Origin of the sequence: Rhodoferax sp., from assembly GCF_013297935.1 — a bacterium.
Taxonomy (GTDB): domain Bacteria; phylum Pseudomonadota; class Gammaproteobacteria; order Burkholderiales; family Burkholderiaceae_C; genus Allorhodoferax.
In genome coordinates this window covers 30353-48197 of record NZ_JAAFIX010000010.1, presented here as the reverse complement: position 1 = coordinate 48197, position 17845 = coordinate 30353, and the positions used below count along the sequence as shown (strand labels likewise).

The window sequence follows — 17845 nt, the reverse complement described above, 5'->3', positions numbered from 1 at the left end:
TCCTTGACGCGGCCTGAACCGATGACCACAATTTAACACATCAGACAACATACAACTGACAATTCAGCGCACCATTTCATGACAATCAAAGTACACCACACTTTGCTGATGACCGGCGCCGCAGGCGGCTTGGGCACTGCAATGCGCGACCGGCTGAAGGCCAATTGCGAGGTTTTGCGCCTCGCTGATCGTAGCGCTTTCGGGCCTGCCGGAGCGGGGGAAGAAGTCGTTCTGGCCGATCTGGCCGATGCAGCAGCCGTGGACGCTATGGTCCAAGGCGTCAACGCCATCGTGCACTTCGGCGGCATATCGGTAGAGGGCCCTTTTGAGCCCATCTTGCAGGCCAACATTTTGGGCGTGTACAACTTGTACGAAGCGGCCCGCAAACACGGCGTGAAGCGCGTGGTATTCGCCAGCTCCAACCATGTGACCGGCTACTACAAGCAGAGCGAAACCATCACGCTCAACCACCCCGCCCGCCCCGACAGCCTGTATGGCGTGAGCAAGGCCTTTGGCGAAGACCTCTCCCGCATGTATTTCGATCGCTATGGCATTGAAACCGCGTGCGTGCGCATCGGATCGAGCTTTGCCGAGCCTAAAGACCGGCGCATGCTGGCCAGCTGGCTGAGCTTTGACGATTTGCACCGCTTGGTCACCGCCTGCCTGACCACGCCTGTGCTGGGCCACACCGCGATTTTCGGCATGTCCGATAACGCCGTGGTCTGGTATGACAACAGCGCCGCTCGCCATGTGGGCTATGTGCCGCAAGACAGCTCAAACCCCTTCCGCGAAGCCGTCTATGCCCGCACACCGGAACCCGACATCACCGATCCTGCCGTCATTTACCAGGGCGGTGGTTTCTTGTTTCAGGGCGAGCCCATGACGGCCCACCTGCCACCCAAGAAAACTGCCTGAGGCACCCGTGTCTGTTCACACCGTGGCCGTAGAGGCCGTCAGTATCAGCCGCGACAAAGTGGGCGAGTGCCCTGTATGGTCGGTGGCCAACCAGTGCCTCTATTGGGTTGACATCGAAGGGCCTTTTATTCACCGGCTGAGCTGGGCCAATCGCCACCAGAGCACCTGGACGCTCCCGGAGCGAGTGGGCTGCATTGCCTTAAGTGCGCGCGGCACTTTGATTGCCGCCATGGAAACCGGTGTGTTCGAAGTGGCACTCGGCGACCCACCGCTGGCCCGCGTCAGCCTGTTGACACCGGTGACCCACCCGCAACCCAGCATGCGCTTCAACGACGGCCGTTGTGACCGCCAAGGCCGCTTCTGGGTGGGCACCATGGTGCGCGATATAGGGCTTGCCAGCCCGGCCGGCGGTATCTACGGCCTCGACGAATCAGGCCTGCGCGGACCGGTATTGACTGGCTACATCACTCCCAACGGTATGGCATTCAGCCCGGACGGACAAACCGCGTACTTGTCGGACTCGCACCCGACCCGCCAGCAGATTACCCAGCACCACTTCGACACCACATCGGGCACCTGGGGCGCTGCACAGCCCTGGGTCAACATGCAAGCCCTGCCCGGCAGGCCGGACGGTGCGGCCGTCGATGCCGAAGGCTGCTACTGGATCTGCGCCAACGACGCCGGCCTGGTGCACCGCTTCAGCCCACAGGGCACGCTACTGCAGTCCATTGCAGTACCCGTGAGCAAACCTGCCATGTGCGCTTTTGGCGGCCCCGAATTGCGCCACCTGTTTGTGACCTCCATCCGCCCTGCCACTCCGGCAGCCGGCTTCGACGCCACGCTAGACGGCGCCTTGCTGGTACTGGAGCTCGGTGTGCAGGGCCTGCCGGAGCCTTTGTTTTCCCGTTTTCCCATTCGATAGTTTTCCGTTCTTTCAAACCAACCATCCCGAAGAGGAGACAAGCATGACTTTCCGTAGAACTTTTGTGGCTTCCGCCGTAGCCGCTATTGCCCTGTGCAGCACCCTGGGCGCAAACGCCCAGAACATGGTGCTCAAAGCCACAGACACCCACCCCGCTGGCTACCCCACTGTGGTGGCGGTAGAAAACATGGGTAAGAAGCTGGAAGCCGCCACCAGTGGCCGCATCAAGATGCAAATGTTCCCCGGCGCCGTGCTGGGTCAGGAAAAAGAAGCTGTAGAGCAAGCCCAGATCGGTGCGATCCAGATCGTGCGCATCTCCCTGGGTGTGGTCGGCCCCGTGGTGCCTGATGTTGACGTGTTCAACATGCCCTTCGTGTTCCGCGACATTCCCCACATGCGCGCAGTGATCGACGGCCCCATCGGCGCCGAATTGCTGGACAAGGTCACTGCCAGCCCCGCCCGCCTGGTGGGCTTGGGCTGGATGGACGGCGGCGCCCGCAGCTTGTACACCAAGAAATTGGTTAAGACACCGGCTGACCTCAAGGGCATCAAGGTGCGCATGATGGGCAACCCCCTGTTTGTGGACACCATGAACGCCATGGGTGGCAATGGCATTTCCATGGCTTACGGTGAAGTGTTCAGCGCGCTGCAAACCGGCGTGATTGACGGTGCGGAAAACAACCCACCCAGCATGTTCACCAGCAACCACTACACCACCGGCACCAAGTTCTACGCCCAGACCAACCACCTGATCATTCCTGAGCTGTTGGTGATGTCCAAAGTGGCATGGGACAAGCTGTCGGCTGACGATAAGACCCTGGTCAAGAAACTGGCCCGCGAAGCCCAGATGGAACAACGCGTCTTGTGGGACAAGAGCGTAGAAGACTACTCCGCCAAGCTCAAGGCTGCCGGTGTGGAGTTCGTACCTGTGGATCAAAAACTGTTCTTTGACGCCACCGCACCGGTGCGCGCCAAATACGGCACCAAGTTCACCGATCTGATGCAACGCATCGCCGCGACCAAGTAAATCCAAGCACTTTGGATAGGGTGCCCGCAGAGCCGGGCACCCTCGGTACCGTCTTCTGGAATCCCATGAAAAACACTCTATTGCGTTGGAGCGATGCGCTCTACTCCGCCTGTATCTGGCTCTCAGGCGGGTCTATCTTTGTGATGTCGCTGATCATTCCCTGGGGCATTTTTGCCCGCTACGTGCTGGGAACCGGCTCCCAGTGGCCCGAGCCCATCTCCATTTTGTTGATGGTGGTGTTTACGTTTTTGGGTGCTGCGGCGGCGTACCGCGCAGGCTCACACATTGCCGTGGCCATGGTCACCGACCGCCTGCCACCCGCACTGCGCCAAGTATCTGCTTATGTAGTGCACGCCCTGATGGTGGTCGTGGCCCTGTTCATGACGTTCTATGGCTCCAAGCTGTGCATGGAGACCTGGGGCCAGAACATCGGAGAAATTCCGTGGATGCCCGTAGGCGCCACCTACCTACCTGTGCCATTGGGCGGATTTTTTACCCTCATTTTCATCGTCGAACACCTGGTGTTCGGCTCGCAGCACGCACGTGCCATCGTGACTTTTGACCACGCTATTGAAGAACCGGAGGCCATCTGATGGACGCGCTTGTACTATTGGGCTCCTTCCTGGTGCTCATGATCATTGGAATGCCCGTGGCGTATGCCTTGGGCTTGTCGGCCCTGATTGGTGCCTGGTGGATTGACCTGCCCTATGACGCGGTGATGATTGCCATTGCCGGTGGCGTGAACAAGTTCTCGCTGTTGGCCATTCCCTTCTTTGTGCTGGCAGGCGCCATCATGGCCGAAGGCGGCATGTCCCGCCGCTTGGTGGCATTTGCCGAAGTGCTGGTGGGGTTCGTGCGCGGCGGTTTGTCGCTGGTGAACATCCTGGCCTCTACCTTCTTCGGCGCCATCTCAGGTTCGTCCATGGCGGACACGGCCTCCATCGGCTCGGTGCTGATTCCGGAGATGGAGAAAAAAGGGTACCCCCGTGACTTCGCTACTGCGGTGACCGTGAGCGGCTCGGTGCAGGCCATCTTGATTCCGCCCAGCCACAACGCCGTGATTTATTCGCTGGCAGCAGGTGGCTCGGTGTCCATTGCTGCACTGTTTTTGGCCGGTGTGTTGCCTGGGCTGCTGCTGGGCCTAACGCTGGCCATCATGTGCCTGTTCATTGCCAAGAAACGCAATTTCCCCAAAGGCCGCAGCATCCCCATGAAAGAAGCCTTGCGCATCTGCGTAGACGCACTGTGGGGCCTGATGACCATGGTGATCATTCTGGGCGGCATTTTGTCCGGCGTGTTTACCGCGACCGAGTCCGCCGCCATTGCGGTGGTGTGGGCCTTCTTCGTCACCATGTTCATCTACCGCGACTACAAGTGGAATGAGCTGCCCAAGCTGGTCCACCGCACGGTGAAGACGCTGGCCATTGTGATGATCCTGATCGGCTTTGCGGCCAGCTTCGGTTACATCATGACGCTGATGCAGATCCCCACCATGATCACGGGTCTGTTCACCAGTATCTCGGACAACAAGTACACCGTGCTGCTGATGATCAACATCCTGCTGCTGGTTCTGGGCACGCTGATGGACATGGCGCCGCTGATCCTGATCATGACGCCCATCCTCCTGCCTATCGTCAAAACCATGGGCGTGGACCCGGTGCATTTCGGCATGATCATGATGGTGAACCTGGGCATGGGCCTGATCACCCCACCCGTGGGCGGTGTGCTGTTCGTGGGTGCAGCGGTCGCCAAGCTACCGATTGAAAAGGTCGTGAAAGCACTGTTCCCGTTCTTCGGTGCCCTGCTGCTGGTGCTGATGGCTGTGACCTACATCCCTGCGCTGTCCCTGTGGCTGCCTAACTTACTGCTGAAGTAAGCCACCATGAAGATCGCTGCAGTCCGGGTCACCCCGATCGCCATCAAAGACCCCGCCTTGCTCAATGCGGCGGGGGTGCACGAGCCCTTTGGCTTGCGCTCCATCATTGAGGTGGTGGGGGCCAACGGCCTAGTGGGCCTAGGCGAAACCTATGGCGACGCACCGGTGCTGGGCCTGCTGACCCGTGCAGCACCCAGCTTGGTGGGCTTGTCGGCGTTTGATGTCAACGGCATGCTGGCCCGGCTCAAGGCGCTGGCGCCCAAAGTCAACACCGGCCACATCGAGATGGAGCTGGCACCCGGCTCGCTCGCCAGCAACCTGGTGACCAGCGCGTTCTCGGCGTTTGAGGTCGCCTTTATGGACCTGCAGGCGCGCACCTTGGGTATCCCTCTGGTGGAACTCTTGGGCGGTGCCGTGCGCGACAAAGTGCCCTACTCGGCCTATTTGTTTTACAAGTGGAATGCCGCGGTGGACCCCGAGTACGCACCCGACCCCTATGGCGAAGCGGTGAATGCCGAACAAATTGTTCAGCAGGCACGCCAGATGATTGGGCAGTACGGGTTCGAGAGCATCAAGCTCAAGGCCGGTGTGTTCGACCCCATGGAGGAAGCCGACGCCATTTTGGCGCTCAAGGCCGCCTTCCCCAACCAGCCCCTGCGCATCGACCCCAACAGCAACTGGAGCATGGCGACCAGCCTGAAAGTGGCCAATAAGCTGCGCGGCGCGCTGGAGTATTACGAAGACCCCACGCCCACGCTGGAAGGCATGGCCGAACTGCACCAAGCCACCGGCATGCCTTTAGCCAGCAACATGGTCATCACCAATTGGGCGGAGCTCAAGCGCAGCATCGAGCTCAACTCCGTGCAGATTTTGCTCAGCGACCACCACTTCTGGGGCGGCCTGCGTGCCACCCAGGAGCTAGCCCAAACCTGCCAGACCTTCGGGCTGGGTCTGTCCATGCACTCCAACTCGCACCTGGGCATCAGCCTCATGGCTATGACGCATCTGGCCGCCTCCGTGGGGCACCTGAGCTACGCCTGCGACACCCATTACCCGTGGCAAAGCGACGAGGTCTTGGTGGGCGGCAAGGTGCCGATTGTGGGCGGCTGCGTCCACCTCACCGACAAGCCAGGCTTGGGTGTGGAGCTGGACCAGCACAAGCTGGCCGAGTTGCATGAGGCCTTCAAGAACTGCCGCATTCGCACCCGCAACGATGTGGCCCAGATGCAGCGCTACCGCCCGGAGTGGACGCAAATCAAACCCCGTTTCTGAACGCCATGTCTGCACCCAACCCACGCCCACCGCTCACCATCCGCATGCATGCGGCCGACAACGTGGCCATTGTGGCCAACGATGGTGGCCTGCCTGCGGGTACCGTCTTGTCCGATGGCCTGACGCTGGTAGACCGCGTGCCCCAAGGGCATAAGGTCGCTCTGAGCGCCATTGCCAAAGACGCTGCAGTGCTGCGCTACAACGTGCCGATCGGCTATGCCCTGAAGGACATTGCCGCCGGCGCCTGGGTGCACGAGCGCCTGCTGCACATGCCCGAGGCCCGCGCGCTGACCGACCTGCCCAAAGCCACCGCGCAAGCCTGGAAGGCCGAGCCGCTGGAGGGCTACACCTTCGAGGGCTACCGCAACGCTGACGGCTCAGTGGGCACGCGCAATATATTGGCTATTACCACCACTGTGCAGTGCGTGGCCGGTGTGGTCGACTTTGCGGTGCAGCGCATCAAGGCCGAGCTGCTGCCACGCTACCCGCATGTGGACGACGTGATTGGGCTGGAGCACGCTTATGGCTGCGGTGTGGCGATCGACGCGCCCGACGCCATCATCCCCATTCGCACGCTGCGCAACATCTCCAAAAATCCCAACTTCGGCGGCGAGGTGATGGTGGTGAGCCTCGGCTGTGAAAAGCTGCAACCCGAAAGGCTGTTTCCACCGGAGCAACGCGCTATCGAAATAGTAGCTACCCATGCAGACAATACGGGGGCTACAGGTCAATTTTACAGTCAAACCATCCCCGCACTCGATGTGGTGTGCCTGCAGGCCGAGCAGCATGTGGGCTTCATGAGCATGATCGACTCGGTGCTGGCCAGTGCCGTGCCGCATCTGGAGCGCCTCAACGCCCGCCGCCGCGAAACCATTCCCGCCAGCGAGCTGGTGGTGGGTGTGCAGTGTGGCGGCAGTGATGCGTTTTCGGGCGTGACCGCCAACCCCGCAGTCGGCTATTGCACCGACCTGCTGGTGCGGGCCGGTGCCACCGTCATGTTCTCGGAAACCACCGAGGTGCGCGACGCCATCGAACAAATGACCGCCCGCGCTACCAGTCCCGAGATTGCCGATGCCATGGCCCGCGAGATGGCCTGGTACGACGCCTATCTGGGCCGCGGCCAGGCGGACCGCAGTGCCAACACCACACCGGGCAACAAGGCCGGTGGCTTGTCCAACATTGTCGAAAAAGCCATGGGCTCCATCATCAAGTCCGGCACCGCGCCCATCAGCGGTGTGCTGTCGCCGGGCGAGAAGCTGGAGCACAAAGGACTGCACTATGCGGCCACCCCCGCCAGCGACTTCATCTGCGGCACGCTGCAGTTGGCTGCGGGCATGAACCTGCATGTGTTCACCACCGGGCGCGGCACCCCCTATGGCCTGGCCGAATGCCCGGTCATCAAGGTGGCCACCCGCACCGACCTGGCCCGCCGCTGGCACGACCTGATGGACGTGAACGCCGGCCGCATTGCCGACGGCGACGCCACCATCGAAGACACCGGCTGGGAACTCTTCCACCTCATGCTGGAAGTGGCCAGCGGCCGCAAAAAGACCTGGGCTGAACACTGGAAATTGCACAACTCCCTGGTGCTGTTCAACCCGGCACCGATCACCTGAGCCGCATCTACTGAGCGACCCCACACCCCGACACCACAAGGCCCCACCATGTCCTACCCCACCCCTTACCGCCCCTTCCCCAACCAGTTCAAGCAAGACTTGCTCGCAGGCAAGCGCCTGATCGGTTGCTGGGCATCGCTGGCCAGCCCCATCACCACCGAAGTGCTGGGCGTGGCCGGCTTCGACTGGATTTTGTTGGACGGTGAGCATTCGCCCAACGATGTCATCACCTTCGTGCCCCAACTCATGGCGCTCAAGGACAGCCCCAGCGCCCCGTTTGTGCGCCCCAGCTGCAACAACCCCATCGAAATAAAGCGTTTGCTGGATGCGGGCTTTTACAACTTCCTGGTGCCTTTTGTAGAAACCGCAGACGAAGCCACCTTGGCCGTGTCCGCCACCCGCTATCCCCCAGAGGGCATGCGGGGTGTGTCCGTGGCCCAACGCAGCAACCGCTACAACTCGATTGCCAACTACTTTCAAGAAGCCAACCAGCACATGTGCGTGGCGGTTCAAATTGAAAGCCGCCAGGCGGTGGCCAACACGGCCGCCATTGCCGCAGTGCCGGGGGTGGACTGTGTGTTTGTCGGCCCGTCTGACCTAGCAGCAGGCTACGGCCACTTGGGTAACGCCAACCACCCCGAGGTGCAGGAGGCGATTGCCAGTGTGTTTGCCCAGGCCAAGGCCGCCGGCAAGCCCACGGGCATTCTCGCGCCCGTGGAGGCTGATGCGCGCCGCTATATGGAGATGGGCGCAACCTTTGTGGCCGTGGGTAGCGACCTCGGGCTGTTCCGCAACGCTACACAGGCTTTGCGGGACAAATACCTCGGCTGATTCTCTTCGCGGGGACGGAGGCTGGGTCGGAGCGCGTTCTGCTCCGTGTCCCCCGCCCTTCGGGCTCCTCCTTGACCTGCGCAGCACGCGCTCCGATCCAGCCTCCTTGGCTCCACCACTTCTTTTTCACTCCATCACTTCAACACTATGACTACTCTCGGATTTATCGGCCTCGGCATCATGGGCAACCCTATGGCGGCGCACCTGCTGGCTGCCGGCCACACCGTTTACCTGAACACCAAGGGCGACGTGCCCGAGGCTCTGGTGCAAGCCGGCGGCAAGCCCTGCTCCAGCGCCAAAGAGGTCTCGCAAAAGGCCGACATCATCTTTCTGATGCTGCCCGACACGCCCGACGTGGAACTTGTGCTGTTCGGTGCTGACGGTGTAGCGGAGGGCTTGAGCGCTGGCAAGACGGTGGTCGACATGAGCTCCATCTCGCCTATTGACACTAAGGTGTTTGCCCAAAAGATCAACGCGCTGGGCTGCCAGTACATGGACGCGCCCGTCTCCGGCGGTGAAGTCGGCGCCAAGGCGGCCAGCCTGACCATCATGGTGGGCGCTGAAGAAGCCACCTTCAACACGGTGCTGCCCCTGCTGCAACTCATGGGCAAAAACATCACCCTGGTGGGCGGCAATGGCGACGGCCAGACCACCAAGGTGGCCAACCAGATCATCGTGGCGCTCAACATTGCCGCCGTGGGCGAGGCCCTGCTGTTTGCCAGCAAAGCCGGTGCCGACCCTGCCAAAGTGCGCCAGGCGCTGATGGGTGGTTTTGCTGCTTCGCGCATTCTGGAAGTGCACGGCGAGCGCATGGTCAAGCGCACCTTCAACCCCGGTTTCCGCATCAGCCTGCACCAGAAAGACTTGAACCTGGCCTTGAGTGGCGCCAAAGCCATGGGCCTGGCATTGCCCCAGACCGCTGGTGCTGCGCAGCTGATGCAAGTGTGTGCCGCCAACGACATGGCCGGCCTGGACCATTCAGCGCTGGTGCGCGCACTCGAAATCATGGGTGCCCACGAAGTCGCCAAGGGCTGATGCGATGATTCCGCGCACACCATGGCGATACCTGGTCCTCGCCTGCCTGCTGCTGGTGGGCACCACCGGCCAAGCGCAAACCAAATTGCGTGCGTGGAACATCCACCCTGACGGCTACCCGGTGACCGAAGCGCTGAAACGCTTTGCCAGCCTGGTAGCCCAAGGTACCCAAGGTCGCTACCAGGTAGAGATCTTTTCTAACGCTACCTTGGGTGACCAGCCCAAGGCCGTGCAGATGCTCAAGTCCGGCGAGATCGATCTGGCGGAATTTAGCGTAGGCCCTCTGTCTGATGCCGCCCCTGGCATCAGAGCTTTGAATTTACCCTTCTTGTTCACCGATTCAGCCCACATGTTCAAGCACCTGGACGGCAAACTCGGCGAACGCTTTGCCGCCAAGCTTCAGGCAGCCGGCTTTGTGGTGCTGGGCTGGTACGACGGAGGAGCACGCTCGTTCTATTGTGTGAACCGCCCTATCAACAGCTTCAAAGACCTAGCTGGCACCCGCATACGGGTGCGCACTGAGGTTTTCTCGGAAATGGTGAAGCTCTTGGGTGCAACTCCCGTAGACCTTCCCTTCAAAGATGTGATGGCCGCACTTGAAAAAGGCGAGGTGGATTGTGCTGAGAACAATATGCCGTCCTTCGAATCCACCGGCCACTACAAGGTGGCCAAGTCGGTCTATATGACCCAGCACGTGATTTCACCCGAAGCTCTGGTGGTCTCCACCAAACTCTGGGCCAGTCTGAACGCAGCCGATAAGACGGCCTTTCAAAAGGCAGGCAGCGAGTCCGCCTTGGTGATGCGCGAGCTGTGGAACAAACGCGTGGCCTCGGCGGTAGAGACTGCCAGCAAACAAGGCGTGCAATTTGTGCGCGTGAAAGACGTGGCACCCATGGTGCGCCGCATGGCCCCGCTATACGGCAAGTACATGGCGGATCCCAACACTCGCGAAGAGTTGCTCTCCATCATCGGCAATTGAGCTCAGCGTCAGGCGTTAGGATGGCAGCCCCTGCCCTCCTTGGCCGCGCCTGCGGCACTCTGCCATGCTAGCTCTGGACACCACGCTCACGTTTTTTGCGGCCTCTGTATTGCTGGCCTTGTCACCCGGCCCGGACAATGTCTTTGTGTTGTTGCATTCCGCGGTTCACGGGCGGCGCGCTGGGCTGCTGGTCGTGCTGGGCTTGTGCAGCGGCCTGCTGTTCCACACCGCTGCAGTGGCCTTGGGCCTGGCCGCCGTGTTCGCAGCATCAACGACCGCCTTCACTGCACTCAAATTAGTGGGCGCCGGGTACTTGCTGTGGCTGGCTTGGGGTGCCTGGAATGCGCCCGTCGGCATCCAGGACAGCGCTGACACCGGTGCCATGACGCCTGTGCAAACCTATCTGCGGGGCGTCGTGATGAATGTCACTAACCCCAAGGTAGCGATCTTCTTTCTGGCCTTCCTCCCCCAGTTTGCTGACCCTGCCCGTGGCGACATGGCGTGGCAGATCGTGCTGCTGGGTGCCGTCTTTATGCTCGCGGCGCTGCTGACCTTCAGCGCCGTGGCGTGGTTTGCTGCGGGTTTTGGTCAAGTGTTCAAACGATCACTACGCGCTCAGCGGGTGCTCAATCGCATCGCCAGCGTGGTATTTGTGGGTCTGGCACTCCGGCTGGCAACCGCACAACGCTGAAACACTCACTCGACCTTCGCGCCCGCCTCAAACCAGCGCTTCACGGTATCGCGCTCCGCGTCCGTGATGTTGGTGGAGTTGTTCATGGGCATGATCTTGCTCACCACCACCTGCTGGTAAACCGCTTGGGCGTGGCTGCTCAGGGCCTGCGGCGAGTCGAGGCGCACGTTTTTCATTTGCACCGCAGCGCCGTGGCACATGTAGCAACGCTGCTCCAGCACCGGCTGTATCTCTTTATAGCCAATAGTGGCTGCAGTCCCCGCCGAATCTACGCTAGCAGCTCCTGAATTCATAGCAACCGGCGGGTTCGCGGGTGGCGCTGGCTTGAGCCACACCAGCATGCCGATGATGGCGACCACACCCGCCGCGGCGTATGGCCAAGGGTGGCTGTTGCGACCCAGCTTGTAGCCGTGGCGCAGTACAAAAAACTGACGGATGGCGGCGCCCGCAAACATCATGACGATAAGCACCAACCAATTTTGCGGGTGGCTGTAGGTAAAGCTGTAGTGGTTGCTCAACATCGCGAACAACACCGGCAGCGTGAAGTAGGTGTTGTGCACGCTGCGCTGCTTGCCGCGCTTGCCGTGAATGGGGTCAACCGGCCGGCCTGCAGCCATGTCTTTCACCATGGTGCGCTGCCCAGGGATGATCCAGAAGAACACGTTCGCGCTCATGGCGGTGGCCATCATCGCGCCGACCAGCAAAAATGCCGCGCGCCCGGCAAACCAGTGACACGCCAGGTAGGCCGCAATACACACCAGCACGGCCACCAAGGCGCCCACCACCGTATCGCCGTTTTTGCGCTGCCCGAAGACCCGGCAGATGCCGTCGTACGCCAGCCAGAACACCACCAGGAATGACAGCGCCACGACAATGGCGGCATGCGGGTGCCAGGCCATGACCGACTTATCGATCAGGTAGGTTCCCGCACTCCACAGGTAGGAGACCGTGAAGAGGGCGAAGCCGGTCAGCCAGGTGCTGTAGCTCTCCCAATAAAACCAATGCAAATTGCCCGGCAACTTAGGCGGGGCGCCGGCGAACTTGACCGGATGGTAGAAGCCGCCACCGTGCACTGCCCACAGCTCGCCACTCACGCCCTGCTTCTTCAAGCCCTCGTCTTCCGGCGGGGTCAGGCTGCTGTCCAGAAACACAAAGTAGAACGAGGAGCCTATCCAGGCAATTGCGGTGATGACATGCACCCAGCGCAACAGCAGGTTGGCCCAGTCGAGTAAATAGCTTTCCATCCGGTGATCTCCTCAGTTTTTTGGTCTTCCGGCAGCGCCCGCAGCCCCTTCGGGCGTGCCGGCGTCTACCACTTGCAAGAGTTGGGCCGCTACCGCGACCGCAATGATTTCAGGGCGTTTGTCTTTGGCTACCGGCACCCCGATCGGGCAGGTGACATGCGCCAGCTCCTCCGGGGTGAAGCCGCGCTCTGCGAGGCGGCGGGAGAAAGTGGCCCATTTGGTCTTGCTGCCAATGAGTCCGATATAGGGCAAATCCCCCCGCACACGCTGGCGGGCCAGGCAGGCCGCCACGATATCGAGGTCTTCGGCATGGCTGAAGCTCATGACCAGCACCCGGCTACCGGCGGGCAAATCTGCGACCGCCGCCTGCACGGGGTCCGAGTGCTCGCACCGCACCCGCGGCGGCAGCTCAGGGGGGAACACGCCGTCGCGGCTGTCCACCCAGGTCACCTCAAACGGTAGCAGTGCCAAGACTTGCACCAGCGCTTGACCGACGTGCCCGCCACCAAACAGCCCCAAGGGCCACAAGGCCGGCGCCAACCGACTGCGCAATTCGTGTGCATCGGCTGCCTGCACGAGCTCAAACCTCACAATCACCTCGCCGCCGCAGCATTGCCCCAAGTTCGGGCCCAAGGCAATTCGCAAGTCCCTGGGGGCCACCAACTGTCCGCTCGCGTGGGCAGCGAGCATTTCGCGTGCACTGGCTTCTGCATCCAACTCCAGTCGCCCTCCACCGATCGTTCCCAGCAGAGCGGCCGGCAAAACAGCCATCCAGGCACCGGCATCCCGTGGCACGGAGCCCCGGGCGGCAGTAATAGTCACCAACACCGCGGTCTGGTGCTGCAATGCGCTCAAAAAAGCTGCCAAATTGCTCACAAACAGATACCTTTTGAGGGCTTACGATAGGTCGGCAATCCGGTTTTTGCGGCACAGTACCCCAGCGTAAAAAAACTAGGAGTTTTGCCATGTCCCGTTTGATCTGTTCCCTGCCATCTTCCCCTTGGAACAGTGCCCGTCTTGCACTGGGCGCCACTGTGTTGGCAGCGCTCAGCGCCTGCAATGTCACCCCGCCCGCTCCAGCACCTGTAGTGCCCCCCGTGGCAGCTGCACCCGCTCCCAAGGCTCCGCCGCCCGTAGTAACGCCGGAGGCCCAACCTGCACTGCAGTCCCAAGCCGCTACGCCACGGGATTACCGCCGCGATGCCGCCGGACACCTCTACGCCAAGAATTCGAAACGCATCTTCACCGGCAAAATGCCGCCCTTGCTGTATGCGGTGGGCGTCTTGCAGGTCGACATCGACCGCATGGGGCAGGTGACCGACATCCGTTGGATGCGCGCGCCCAGCCATGCGCCGGAGGTGATGGCCGACATCGAGCGCTCGGTGCGCGCGGCAGCTCCCTACCCCGCGCCGGTGCGCATGGGCAAGGTCACTTACACCGACACCTGGTTGTGGCACAAAAGCGGGCGTTTTCAATTGGATACGCTGACTGAAGGCCAACTGTAGCCCCCACGCTCCGCCGCTGAACGGGTCGCTGCCCCCCAAGGGGGCGCGTTTCGCCTCGGGGCGGCCCAGCAGCGAAACCTTGGCTCCCATGTTCAAGAGCCCCTGTACGTGGAGTAGCTCCACGGGCTCACCAGCAGGGGCACGTGGTAGTGCTGGTCCACATGGGCTACGCCGAAGTCCAGCGCTACACGGTTCAAAAAGTTGGGCTCCGGCAAGGTGACTCCGCGGGCTTTGAAGTAGCCCGCCACATCAAAAACCAGCCGGTAGGTGCCCACCCGCAAGCTCGCGTTGTCATACAGCGGGCCGTCCGGGTTGCGGCCGTCGGCATTCAACACAAAGCTTTTCACCAGGGTCGCCACCTCGCCCTGCGTGGTGTAGAGCGCCACCGACATGCCCGCTGCGGGGGTGCCGTGCATGGTGTCCAGTACGTGTGTGCTCAAGCCCATGGCGCTTCCTTTGCGTTGAAAATTGCAAAGTGTATACACTTTTAAGCATTCTCGGTATCATGCTTGCATGGAGACCACCACCACCGGATTCATCGTGCAGGCGATCACCGCCGCCATCGTGGACCACCAACTCGCTCCCGGCACCAAACTGGCTGAGCAAAAGCTGGCAGATCAATTCGGCGTCTCACGCACGCTGGTGCGGCAGGCGTTTTTTCAGCTCTCGCGCAACCGTCTGATCCGTATGGAGCCGGCGCGGGGCGCCTTCGTGGCATCGCCCTCTGCGGCAGAGGCCCGGCAAGTCTTTGCCGTGCGCCGCATGCTGGAAGCGGGCATGGTCCGTGCATTCATTGCGGCGGACAACCCCGACCATATCGATGCACTACGCCACCATATCGCGGAAGAGAAAAAAGCCGTCCTGGCAGGGTCCATCAGTTCCCGCACCGAGCTGCTGGGCGACTTCCATGTACGCATGGCCGAGTTGCTGGGCAATGACGTGCTGGCGCTGATGCTCATGGAACTGCTCTCCCGCTGCTCCCTGATCACGCTCATGTACCAGTCCACCGCGTCGGCAGCGCACTCTCACGAAGAACACGCCGCACTGGTGGACGCGCTCGAAGCCCGCGACGAAGCCCTGGCCCTGCAGCTCATGGACGAGCACCTGCACCATGTAGAAGCCAGCCTGACCTTGCCCCCTGACGAATCTTTATGAACCCCACCTACGACACCACCCAAGCCTACCCCCGCGACCTGAAAGGCTACGGCGAACACGTGCCCCACTCCCAGTGGCCCGGCCAGGCCCGTGTGGCCGTGCAATTTGTCTTGAACTACGAAGAGGGCGGCGAAAACAGCGTGCTGCATGGCGACGCGGGCTCTGAGCAGTTTTTGTCAGAGATGTTCAACCCCGCCAGCTACCCCGACCGCCACATCAGCATGGAGGGGATTTACGAATACGGTTCCCGCGCGGGGGTGTGGCGCATCCTGCGCGAGTTCGAAAAACGTGGCCTACCACTCACTGTGTTCGGCGTGGGCATGGCGCTGGAGCGCTACCCCGAGCTGACCCGCAGGTTGGTGGAGCTGGGCCACGAGATTGCCTGCCACGGCCACCGCTGGATCCACTACCAGAACCTGGACGAAGCCACTGAGCGCGAGCACATGCAACTGGGCATGGCCGCCATCGAAAAGTTGACCGGCGAACGTGCGCTGGGCTGGTACACCGGCCGCGACAGCCCGCGCACCCGCCGCCTGGTGGCGGACTACGGCGGCTTTGAATACGACAGCGACTACTACGGCGACGACCTGCCCTTCTGGATGCAGGTGCAAAAGACCGACGGCAGCGTGGTGCCCCAGCTCATCGTGCCCTACACGCTGGACTGCAACGACATGCGCTTTGCGCTGCCCCAGGGCTACTCGCATGCCGACCCGTTCTTCCAGTACATGAAAGACACCTTCGATGCGCTCTACGCAGAAGGCGACCCCGACGGTCTGAATGCCCCCAAGATGATGAGCATCGGCATGCACTGTCGCTTGCTGGGCCGCCCGGGGCGCATTACGGCGCTGCAGCGCTTTCTGGACCACATCGGCCAACACGAGCACGTGTGGGTGGCGCGGCGCATTGATATTGCGCGCCACTGGAAAACCGTGCACCCCTTCCCCGGGGAGGCTGCATGAGCACCACCAGCTTGCTCACTCTGGAGCAACTCAATACCCTGCCGCTCGCAGAGGCAGCGCAGCGGCTGGACGGCTTGTACGAGCACTCGCCGTGGATTGTGGAGAGCGCCCTCCAGCAGCGCCCCTTTGTGTCACTCGCCGCCTTCAAGCACGCCATGGTGCAGGTGGTAGCCGCTGCCGGGCGCGAGCCACAGCTTGCGCTCTTGCGCGCCCACCCTGAGCTGGCGGGCAAGGCCATGGTGGACAACAGCCTCACCGCCGAGAGCACTAACGAGCAGAGCAAGGCCGGCCTCACCCACTGCACACCGGCGGAGTTTGCGAACATTCAGCACTTGAACGCCGAGTACAACGCGCGGTTCGGCTTCCCCTTCATTCTGGCGGTGCGCGGCCCGCGCGGCATGGGCCTCCCCAAAGCCGAGATCATTGCCACCCTGGAGCGCCGGGTGCAGGGACACCCCGAGTTTGAGCTGGCCGAGTGCCTGCGCAACGTGCACCGCATTGCCGAAATCCGCCTCAACGACAAGTTCGGCTACTCGCCAGTGCAAGGCCACCAGGTGTGGGACTGGCAAGAAGCGCTGGCACGGCACACCGACGCGGCCTACGCCGGCACCGGCCAGCTGACCGTGACCTACCTGACCGACGCGCACCGTGCTTGCGCCCGCCAGATTCAGGCGGACATGCTGGCCGCGGGCTGCGACAGCGCCACTATCGACGCAGTCGGCAATGTGATCGGCCGCTATGAAAGTGATAGCTACTCGAACAATCGGGACGAGGGCCAAAGCCCTAAAACATCTAAAACTCTGCTCACTGGCAGCCACTATGACACGGTGCGCAACGGCGGCAAATACGACGGCCGCTTAGGCATCTATGTGCCGCTGGCCTGCGTGCAAGCGCTCAAGGCCCAAGGCCAGCGCCTGCCCTATGCACTGGAGGTAGTGGGCTTTGCCGAGGAAGAAGGCCAGCGCTACAAGGCCACCTTTTTAGGCTCGGGCGCACTCACCGGCGACTTTGACCCCGCGTGGCTGGACCAGACGGATGCGGACGGCATCTCCATGCGCGAGGCCATGGCCCATGCCGGGCTGGACGTGAACGCCATACCCGCGCTGCGCCGCAACCCTGCCGACTACCAGGGCTTTGTCGAGGTTCACATCGAACAAGGCCCGGTGCTCAATGCGCTGGATATTCCGCTGGGCATCGTGACCTCTATCAACGCCAGCGTGCGCTATGTGGGCGAAATCGTCGGTATGGCCAGCCACGCCGGCACCACCCCCATGGGCCAGCGCCGCGACGCGGCAGTGGCGGTGGCCGAGCTGATGCTGTTGGTGGAACACTGCGCCACCCAAGATGGCGACTCGGTCGGCACCGTAGGCCAACTGAATGTTCCAAGCGGCTCCATCAATGTGGTGCCGGGGCGCTGCACTTTTTCTCTGGACTTGCGTGCTCCGTCGGATGCGCAGCGCGATGCCCTGGAAGCCAAGGTGCTCACCGGCTTGCGCCTGATTTGCGAGCGCCGCGGCCTGCACCACAGCCTGACCCGCACCATGCAAGCCAGCGCCGCGCCCAGCGCCCCCGAATGGCAACAGCGCTGGAAGGCTGCCGTGTCTGCCTTGGGCGTGCCCCTGCACCGCATGCCCAGCGGCGCCGGCCACGACGCCATGAAGCTCCATGAAATCATGCCCCAGGCCATGCTGTTTGTGCGCGGCCTGAACTCCGGCATCAGCCACAACCCGCTGGAATCCACCACCAGCGACGACATGCAACTCGCCGTCGATGCCTTTAGCCATCTGCTGCACCAACTGGCCCACGCGGCCTGAATGT

The 17845-nt window shown here is 62.0% G+C and carries 18 protein-coding genes; 15 read left to right on the top strand and 3 right to left on the bottom strand.

Annotated features, from left to right (window positions below):
• Nucleotides 1-78 precede the first annotated feature (78 nt).
• The 11 genes from QZW03_RS13755 (at nucleotide 79) to QZW03_RS13705 (ending at nucleotide 11164) form a co-directional block, all read left to right on the top strand.
• The gene (locus tag QZW03_RS13755) at nucleotides 79-915 is read left to right on the top strand and encodes an NAD(P)-dependent oxidoreductase (RefSeq protein WP_296510578.1); all 837 of its coding nucleotides are present in this window, start codon (nucleotides 79-81) and stop codon (nucleotides 913-915) included.
• A gap of 7 nt (nucleotides 916-922) precedes the next feature.
• Nucleotides 923-1837, top strand: a complete 915-nt coding sequence (locus QZW03_RS13750) for an SMP-30/gluconolactonase/LRE family protein (protein WP_296510577.1) — start codon at nucleotides 923-925, stop codon at nucleotides 1835-1837.
• A 43-nt stretch (nucleotides 1838-1880) separates the two neighbouring features.
• Nucleotides 1881-2864 carry a TRAP transporter substrate-binding protein gene (locus QZW03_RS13745; protein ID WP_296510576.1) on the top strand — a complete coding sequence of 328 codons (984 nt, stop codon included), beginning with the start codon at nucleotides 1881-1883 and terminating at the stop codon, nucleotides 2862-2864.
• Nucleotides 2865-2929: 65 nt separating this feature from the next.
• On the top strand, nucleotides 2930-3457 hold the full coding sequence (locus QZW03_RS13740; RefSeq protein ID WP_296510575.1) for a TRAP transporter small permease: 528 nt from the start codon (nucleotides 2930-2932) through the stop codon (nucleotides 3455-3457).
• Complete coding sequence (locus QZW03_RS13735) at nucleotides 3457-4740, top strand: TRAP transporter large permease (RefSeq protein ID WP_296510574.1); 1284 nt, start codon at nucleotides 3457-3459, stop codon at nucleotides 4738-4740. Before QZW03_RS13740 ends, QZW03_RS13735 begins: the two co-directional genes overlap by 1 nt.
• Nucleotides 4741-4746: 6 nt before the next feature.
• Nucleotides 4747-6012 (top strand): glucarate dehydratase family protein, encoded by a 1266-nt coding sequence (locus QZW03_RS13730; protein ID WP_296510573.1) that lies wholly within the window; start codon nucleotides 4747-4749, stop codon nucleotides 6010-6012.
• Between the two features lie 5 nt (nucleotides 6013-6017).
• Nucleotides 6018-7628, top strand: a complete 1611-nt coding sequence (gene garD, locus QZW03_RS13725; protein WP_296510572.1) for a galactarate dehydratase — start codon at nucleotides 6018-6020, stop codon at nucleotides 7626-7628.
• A 48-nt stretch (nucleotides 7629-7676) separates the two neighbouring features.
• Complete coding sequence (garL, locus tag QZW03_RS13720; protein ID WP_296510571.1) at nucleotides 7677-8459, top strand: 2-dehydro-3-deoxyglucarate aldolase; 783 nt, start codon at nucleotides 7677-7679, stop codon at nucleotides 8457-8459.
• Between the two features lie 147 nt (nucleotides 8460-8606).
• Complete coding sequence (locus tag QZW03_RS13715) at nucleotides 8607-9494, top strand: 2-hydroxy-3-oxopropionate reductase (RefSeq protein ID WP_296510570.1); 888 nt, start codon at nucleotides 8607-8609, stop codon at nucleotides 9492-9494.
• A gap of 4 nt (nucleotides 9495-9498) precedes the next feature.
• On the top strand, nucleotides 9499-10473 hold the full coding sequence (locus QZW03_RS13710) for a TRAP transporter substrate-binding protein (RefSeq protein WP_296510569.1): 975 nt from the start codon (nucleotides 9499-9501) through the stop codon (nucleotides 10471-10473).
• 64 nt (nucleotides 10474-10537) lie between these two features.
• Nucleotides 10538-11164, top strand: a complete 627-nt coding sequence (locus QZW03_RS13705; RefSeq protein ID WP_296510568.1) for a LysE family translocator — start codon at nucleotides 10538-10540, stop codon at nucleotides 11162-11164.
• Between the two features lie 5 nt (nucleotides 11165-11169).
• On the opposite strand, the gene QZW03_RS13700 is transcribed toward QZW03_RS13705, so the two are convergent.
• The gene (locus QZW03_RS13700; protein WP_296510567.1) at nucleotides 11170-12408 is read right to left on the bottom strand and encodes a urate hydroxylase PuuD; all 1239 of its coding nucleotides are present in this window, start codon (nucleotides 12406-12408) and stop codon (nucleotides 11170-11172) included.
• Between the two features lie 12 nt (nucleotides 12409-12420).
• Entirely contained in the window at nucleotides 12421-13284 is an 864-nt protein-coding gene (gene xdhC / locus QZW03_RS13695; protein ID WP_296510566.1) for a xanthine dehydrogenase accessory protein XdhC, read from the bottom strand.
• Between the two features lie 89 nt (nucleotides 13285-13373).
• Here xdhC and QZW03_RS13690 point away from each other — a divergent pair, with 89 nt between their 5' ends.
• A complete protein-coding gene (locus QZW03_RS13690; RefSeq protein ID WP_296510565.1) occupies nucleotides 13374-13913 on the top strand; it encodes a hypothetical protein in 540 nt (179 codons plus the stop codon).
• A gap of 92 nt (nucleotides 13914-14005) precedes the next feature.
• Here the strand turns inward: QZW03_RS13690 and uraH are convergent, their stop codons facing one another.
• Nucleotides 14006-14359, bottom strand: coding sequence for a hydroxyisourate hydrolase (gene uraH, locus QZW03_RS13685; RefSeq protein ID WP_296510564.1), 354 nt, complete (start codon nucleotides 14357-14359; stop codon nucleotides 14006-14008).
• A 67-nt stretch (nucleotides 14360-14426) separates the two neighbouring features.
• On the opposite strand from uraH, the gene QZW03_RS13680 reads away from it, so the two are divergent.
• Genes QZW03_RS13680 through uraD form a run of 3 tightly spaced genes read left to right on the top strand, consistent with a single transcriptional unit; the run spans nucleotide 14427 to nucleotide 17841 of the window.
• Nucleotides 14427-15068: a GntR family transcriptional regulator gene (locus tag QZW03_RS13680; protein WP_296510563.1), complete on the top strand. Its 642-nt coding sequence runs from the start codon at nucleotides 14427-14429 to the stop codon at nucleotides 15066-15068.
• On the top strand, nucleotides 15065-16027 hold the full coding sequence (gene puuE, locus QZW03_RS13675) for an allantoinase PuuE (RefSeq protein ID WP_296510562.1): 963 nt from the start codon (nucleotides 15065-15067) through the stop codon (nucleotides 16025-16027). Before QZW03_RS13680 ends, puuE begins: the two co-directional genes overlap by 4 nt.
• Nucleotides 16024-17841, top strand: a complete 1818-nt coding sequence (gene uraD, locus QZW03_RS13670; RefSeq protein WP_296510561.1) for a 2-oxo-4-hydroxy-4-carboxy-5-ureidoimidazoline decarboxylase — start codon at nucleotides 16024-16026, stop codon at nucleotides 17839-17841. Before puuE ends, uraD begins: the two co-directional genes overlap by 4 nt.
• Nucleotides 17842-17845 lie beyond the last annotated feature (4 nt).

Excerpts from the sequence above, each read along its gene's own strand:
- QZW03_RS13755 (WP_296510578.1), top strand. The coding sequence starts at position 79 with ATGACAATCAAAGTACACCACACTTTGCTGATGACCGGCGCCGCAGGC.
- QZW03_RS13745 (WP_296510576.1), top strand. The coding sequence starts at position 1,881 with ATGACTTTCCGTAGAACTTTTGTGGCTTCCGCCGTAGCCGCTATTGCC.
- QZW03_RS13740 (WP_296510575.1), top strand. The coding sequence starts at position 2,930 with ATGAAAAACACTCTATTGCGTTGGAGCGATGCGCTCTACTCCGCCTGT.
- QZW03_RS13735 (WP_296510574.1), top strand. The coding sequence starts at position 3,457 with ATGGACGCGCTTGTACTATTGGGCTCCTTCCTGGTGCTCATGATCATT.
- QZW03_RS13730 (WP_296510573.1), top strand. The coding sequence starts at position 4,747 with ATGAAGATCGCTGCAGTCCGGGTCACCCCGATCGCCATCAAAGACCCC.
- garD (WP_296510572.1), top strand. The coding sequence starts at position 6,018 with ATGTCTGCACCCAACCCACGCCCACCGCTCACCATCCGCATGCATGCG.
- garL (WP_296510571.1), top strand. The coding sequence starts at position 7,677 with ATGTCCTACCCCACCCCTTACCGCCCCTTCCCCAACCAGTTCAAGCAA.
- QZW03_RS13715 (WP_296510570.1), top strand. The coding sequence starts at position 8,607 with ATGACTACTCTCGGATTTATCGGCCTCGGCATCATGGGCAACCCTATG.
- QZW03_RS13710 (WP_296510569.1), top strand. The coding sequence starts at position 9,499 with ATGATTCCGCGCACACCATGGCGATACCTGGTCCTCGCCTGCCTGCTG.
- QZW03_RS13705 (WP_296510568.1), top strand. The coding sequence starts at position 10,538 with ATGCTAGCTCTGGACACCACGCTCACGTTTTTTGCGGCCTCTGTATTG.
- QZW03_RS13700 (WP_296510567.1), bottom strand. The coding sequence starts at position 12,408 with ATGGAAAGCTATTTACTCGACTGGGCCAACCTGCTGTTGCGCTGGGTG.
- QZW03_RS13690 (WP_296510565.1), top strand. The coding sequence starts at position 13,374 with ATGTCCCGTTTGATCTGTTCCCTGCCATCTTCCCCTTGGAACAGTGCC.
- uraH (WP_296510564.1), bottom strand. The coding sequence starts at position 14,359 with ATGGGCTTGAGCACACACGTACTGGACACCATGCACGGCACCCCCGCA.
- QZW03_RS13680 (WP_296510563.1), top strand. The coding sequence starts at position 14,427 with ATGGAGACCACCACCACCGGATTCATCGTGCAGGCGATCACCGCCGCC.
- puuE (WP_296510562.1), top strand. The coding sequence starts at position 15,065 with ATGAACCCCACCTACGACACCACCCAAGCCTACCCCCGCGACCTGAAA.
- uraD (WP_296510561.1), top strand. The coding sequence starts at position 16,024 with ATGAGCACCACCAGCTTGCTCACTCTGGAGCAACTCAATACCCTGCCG.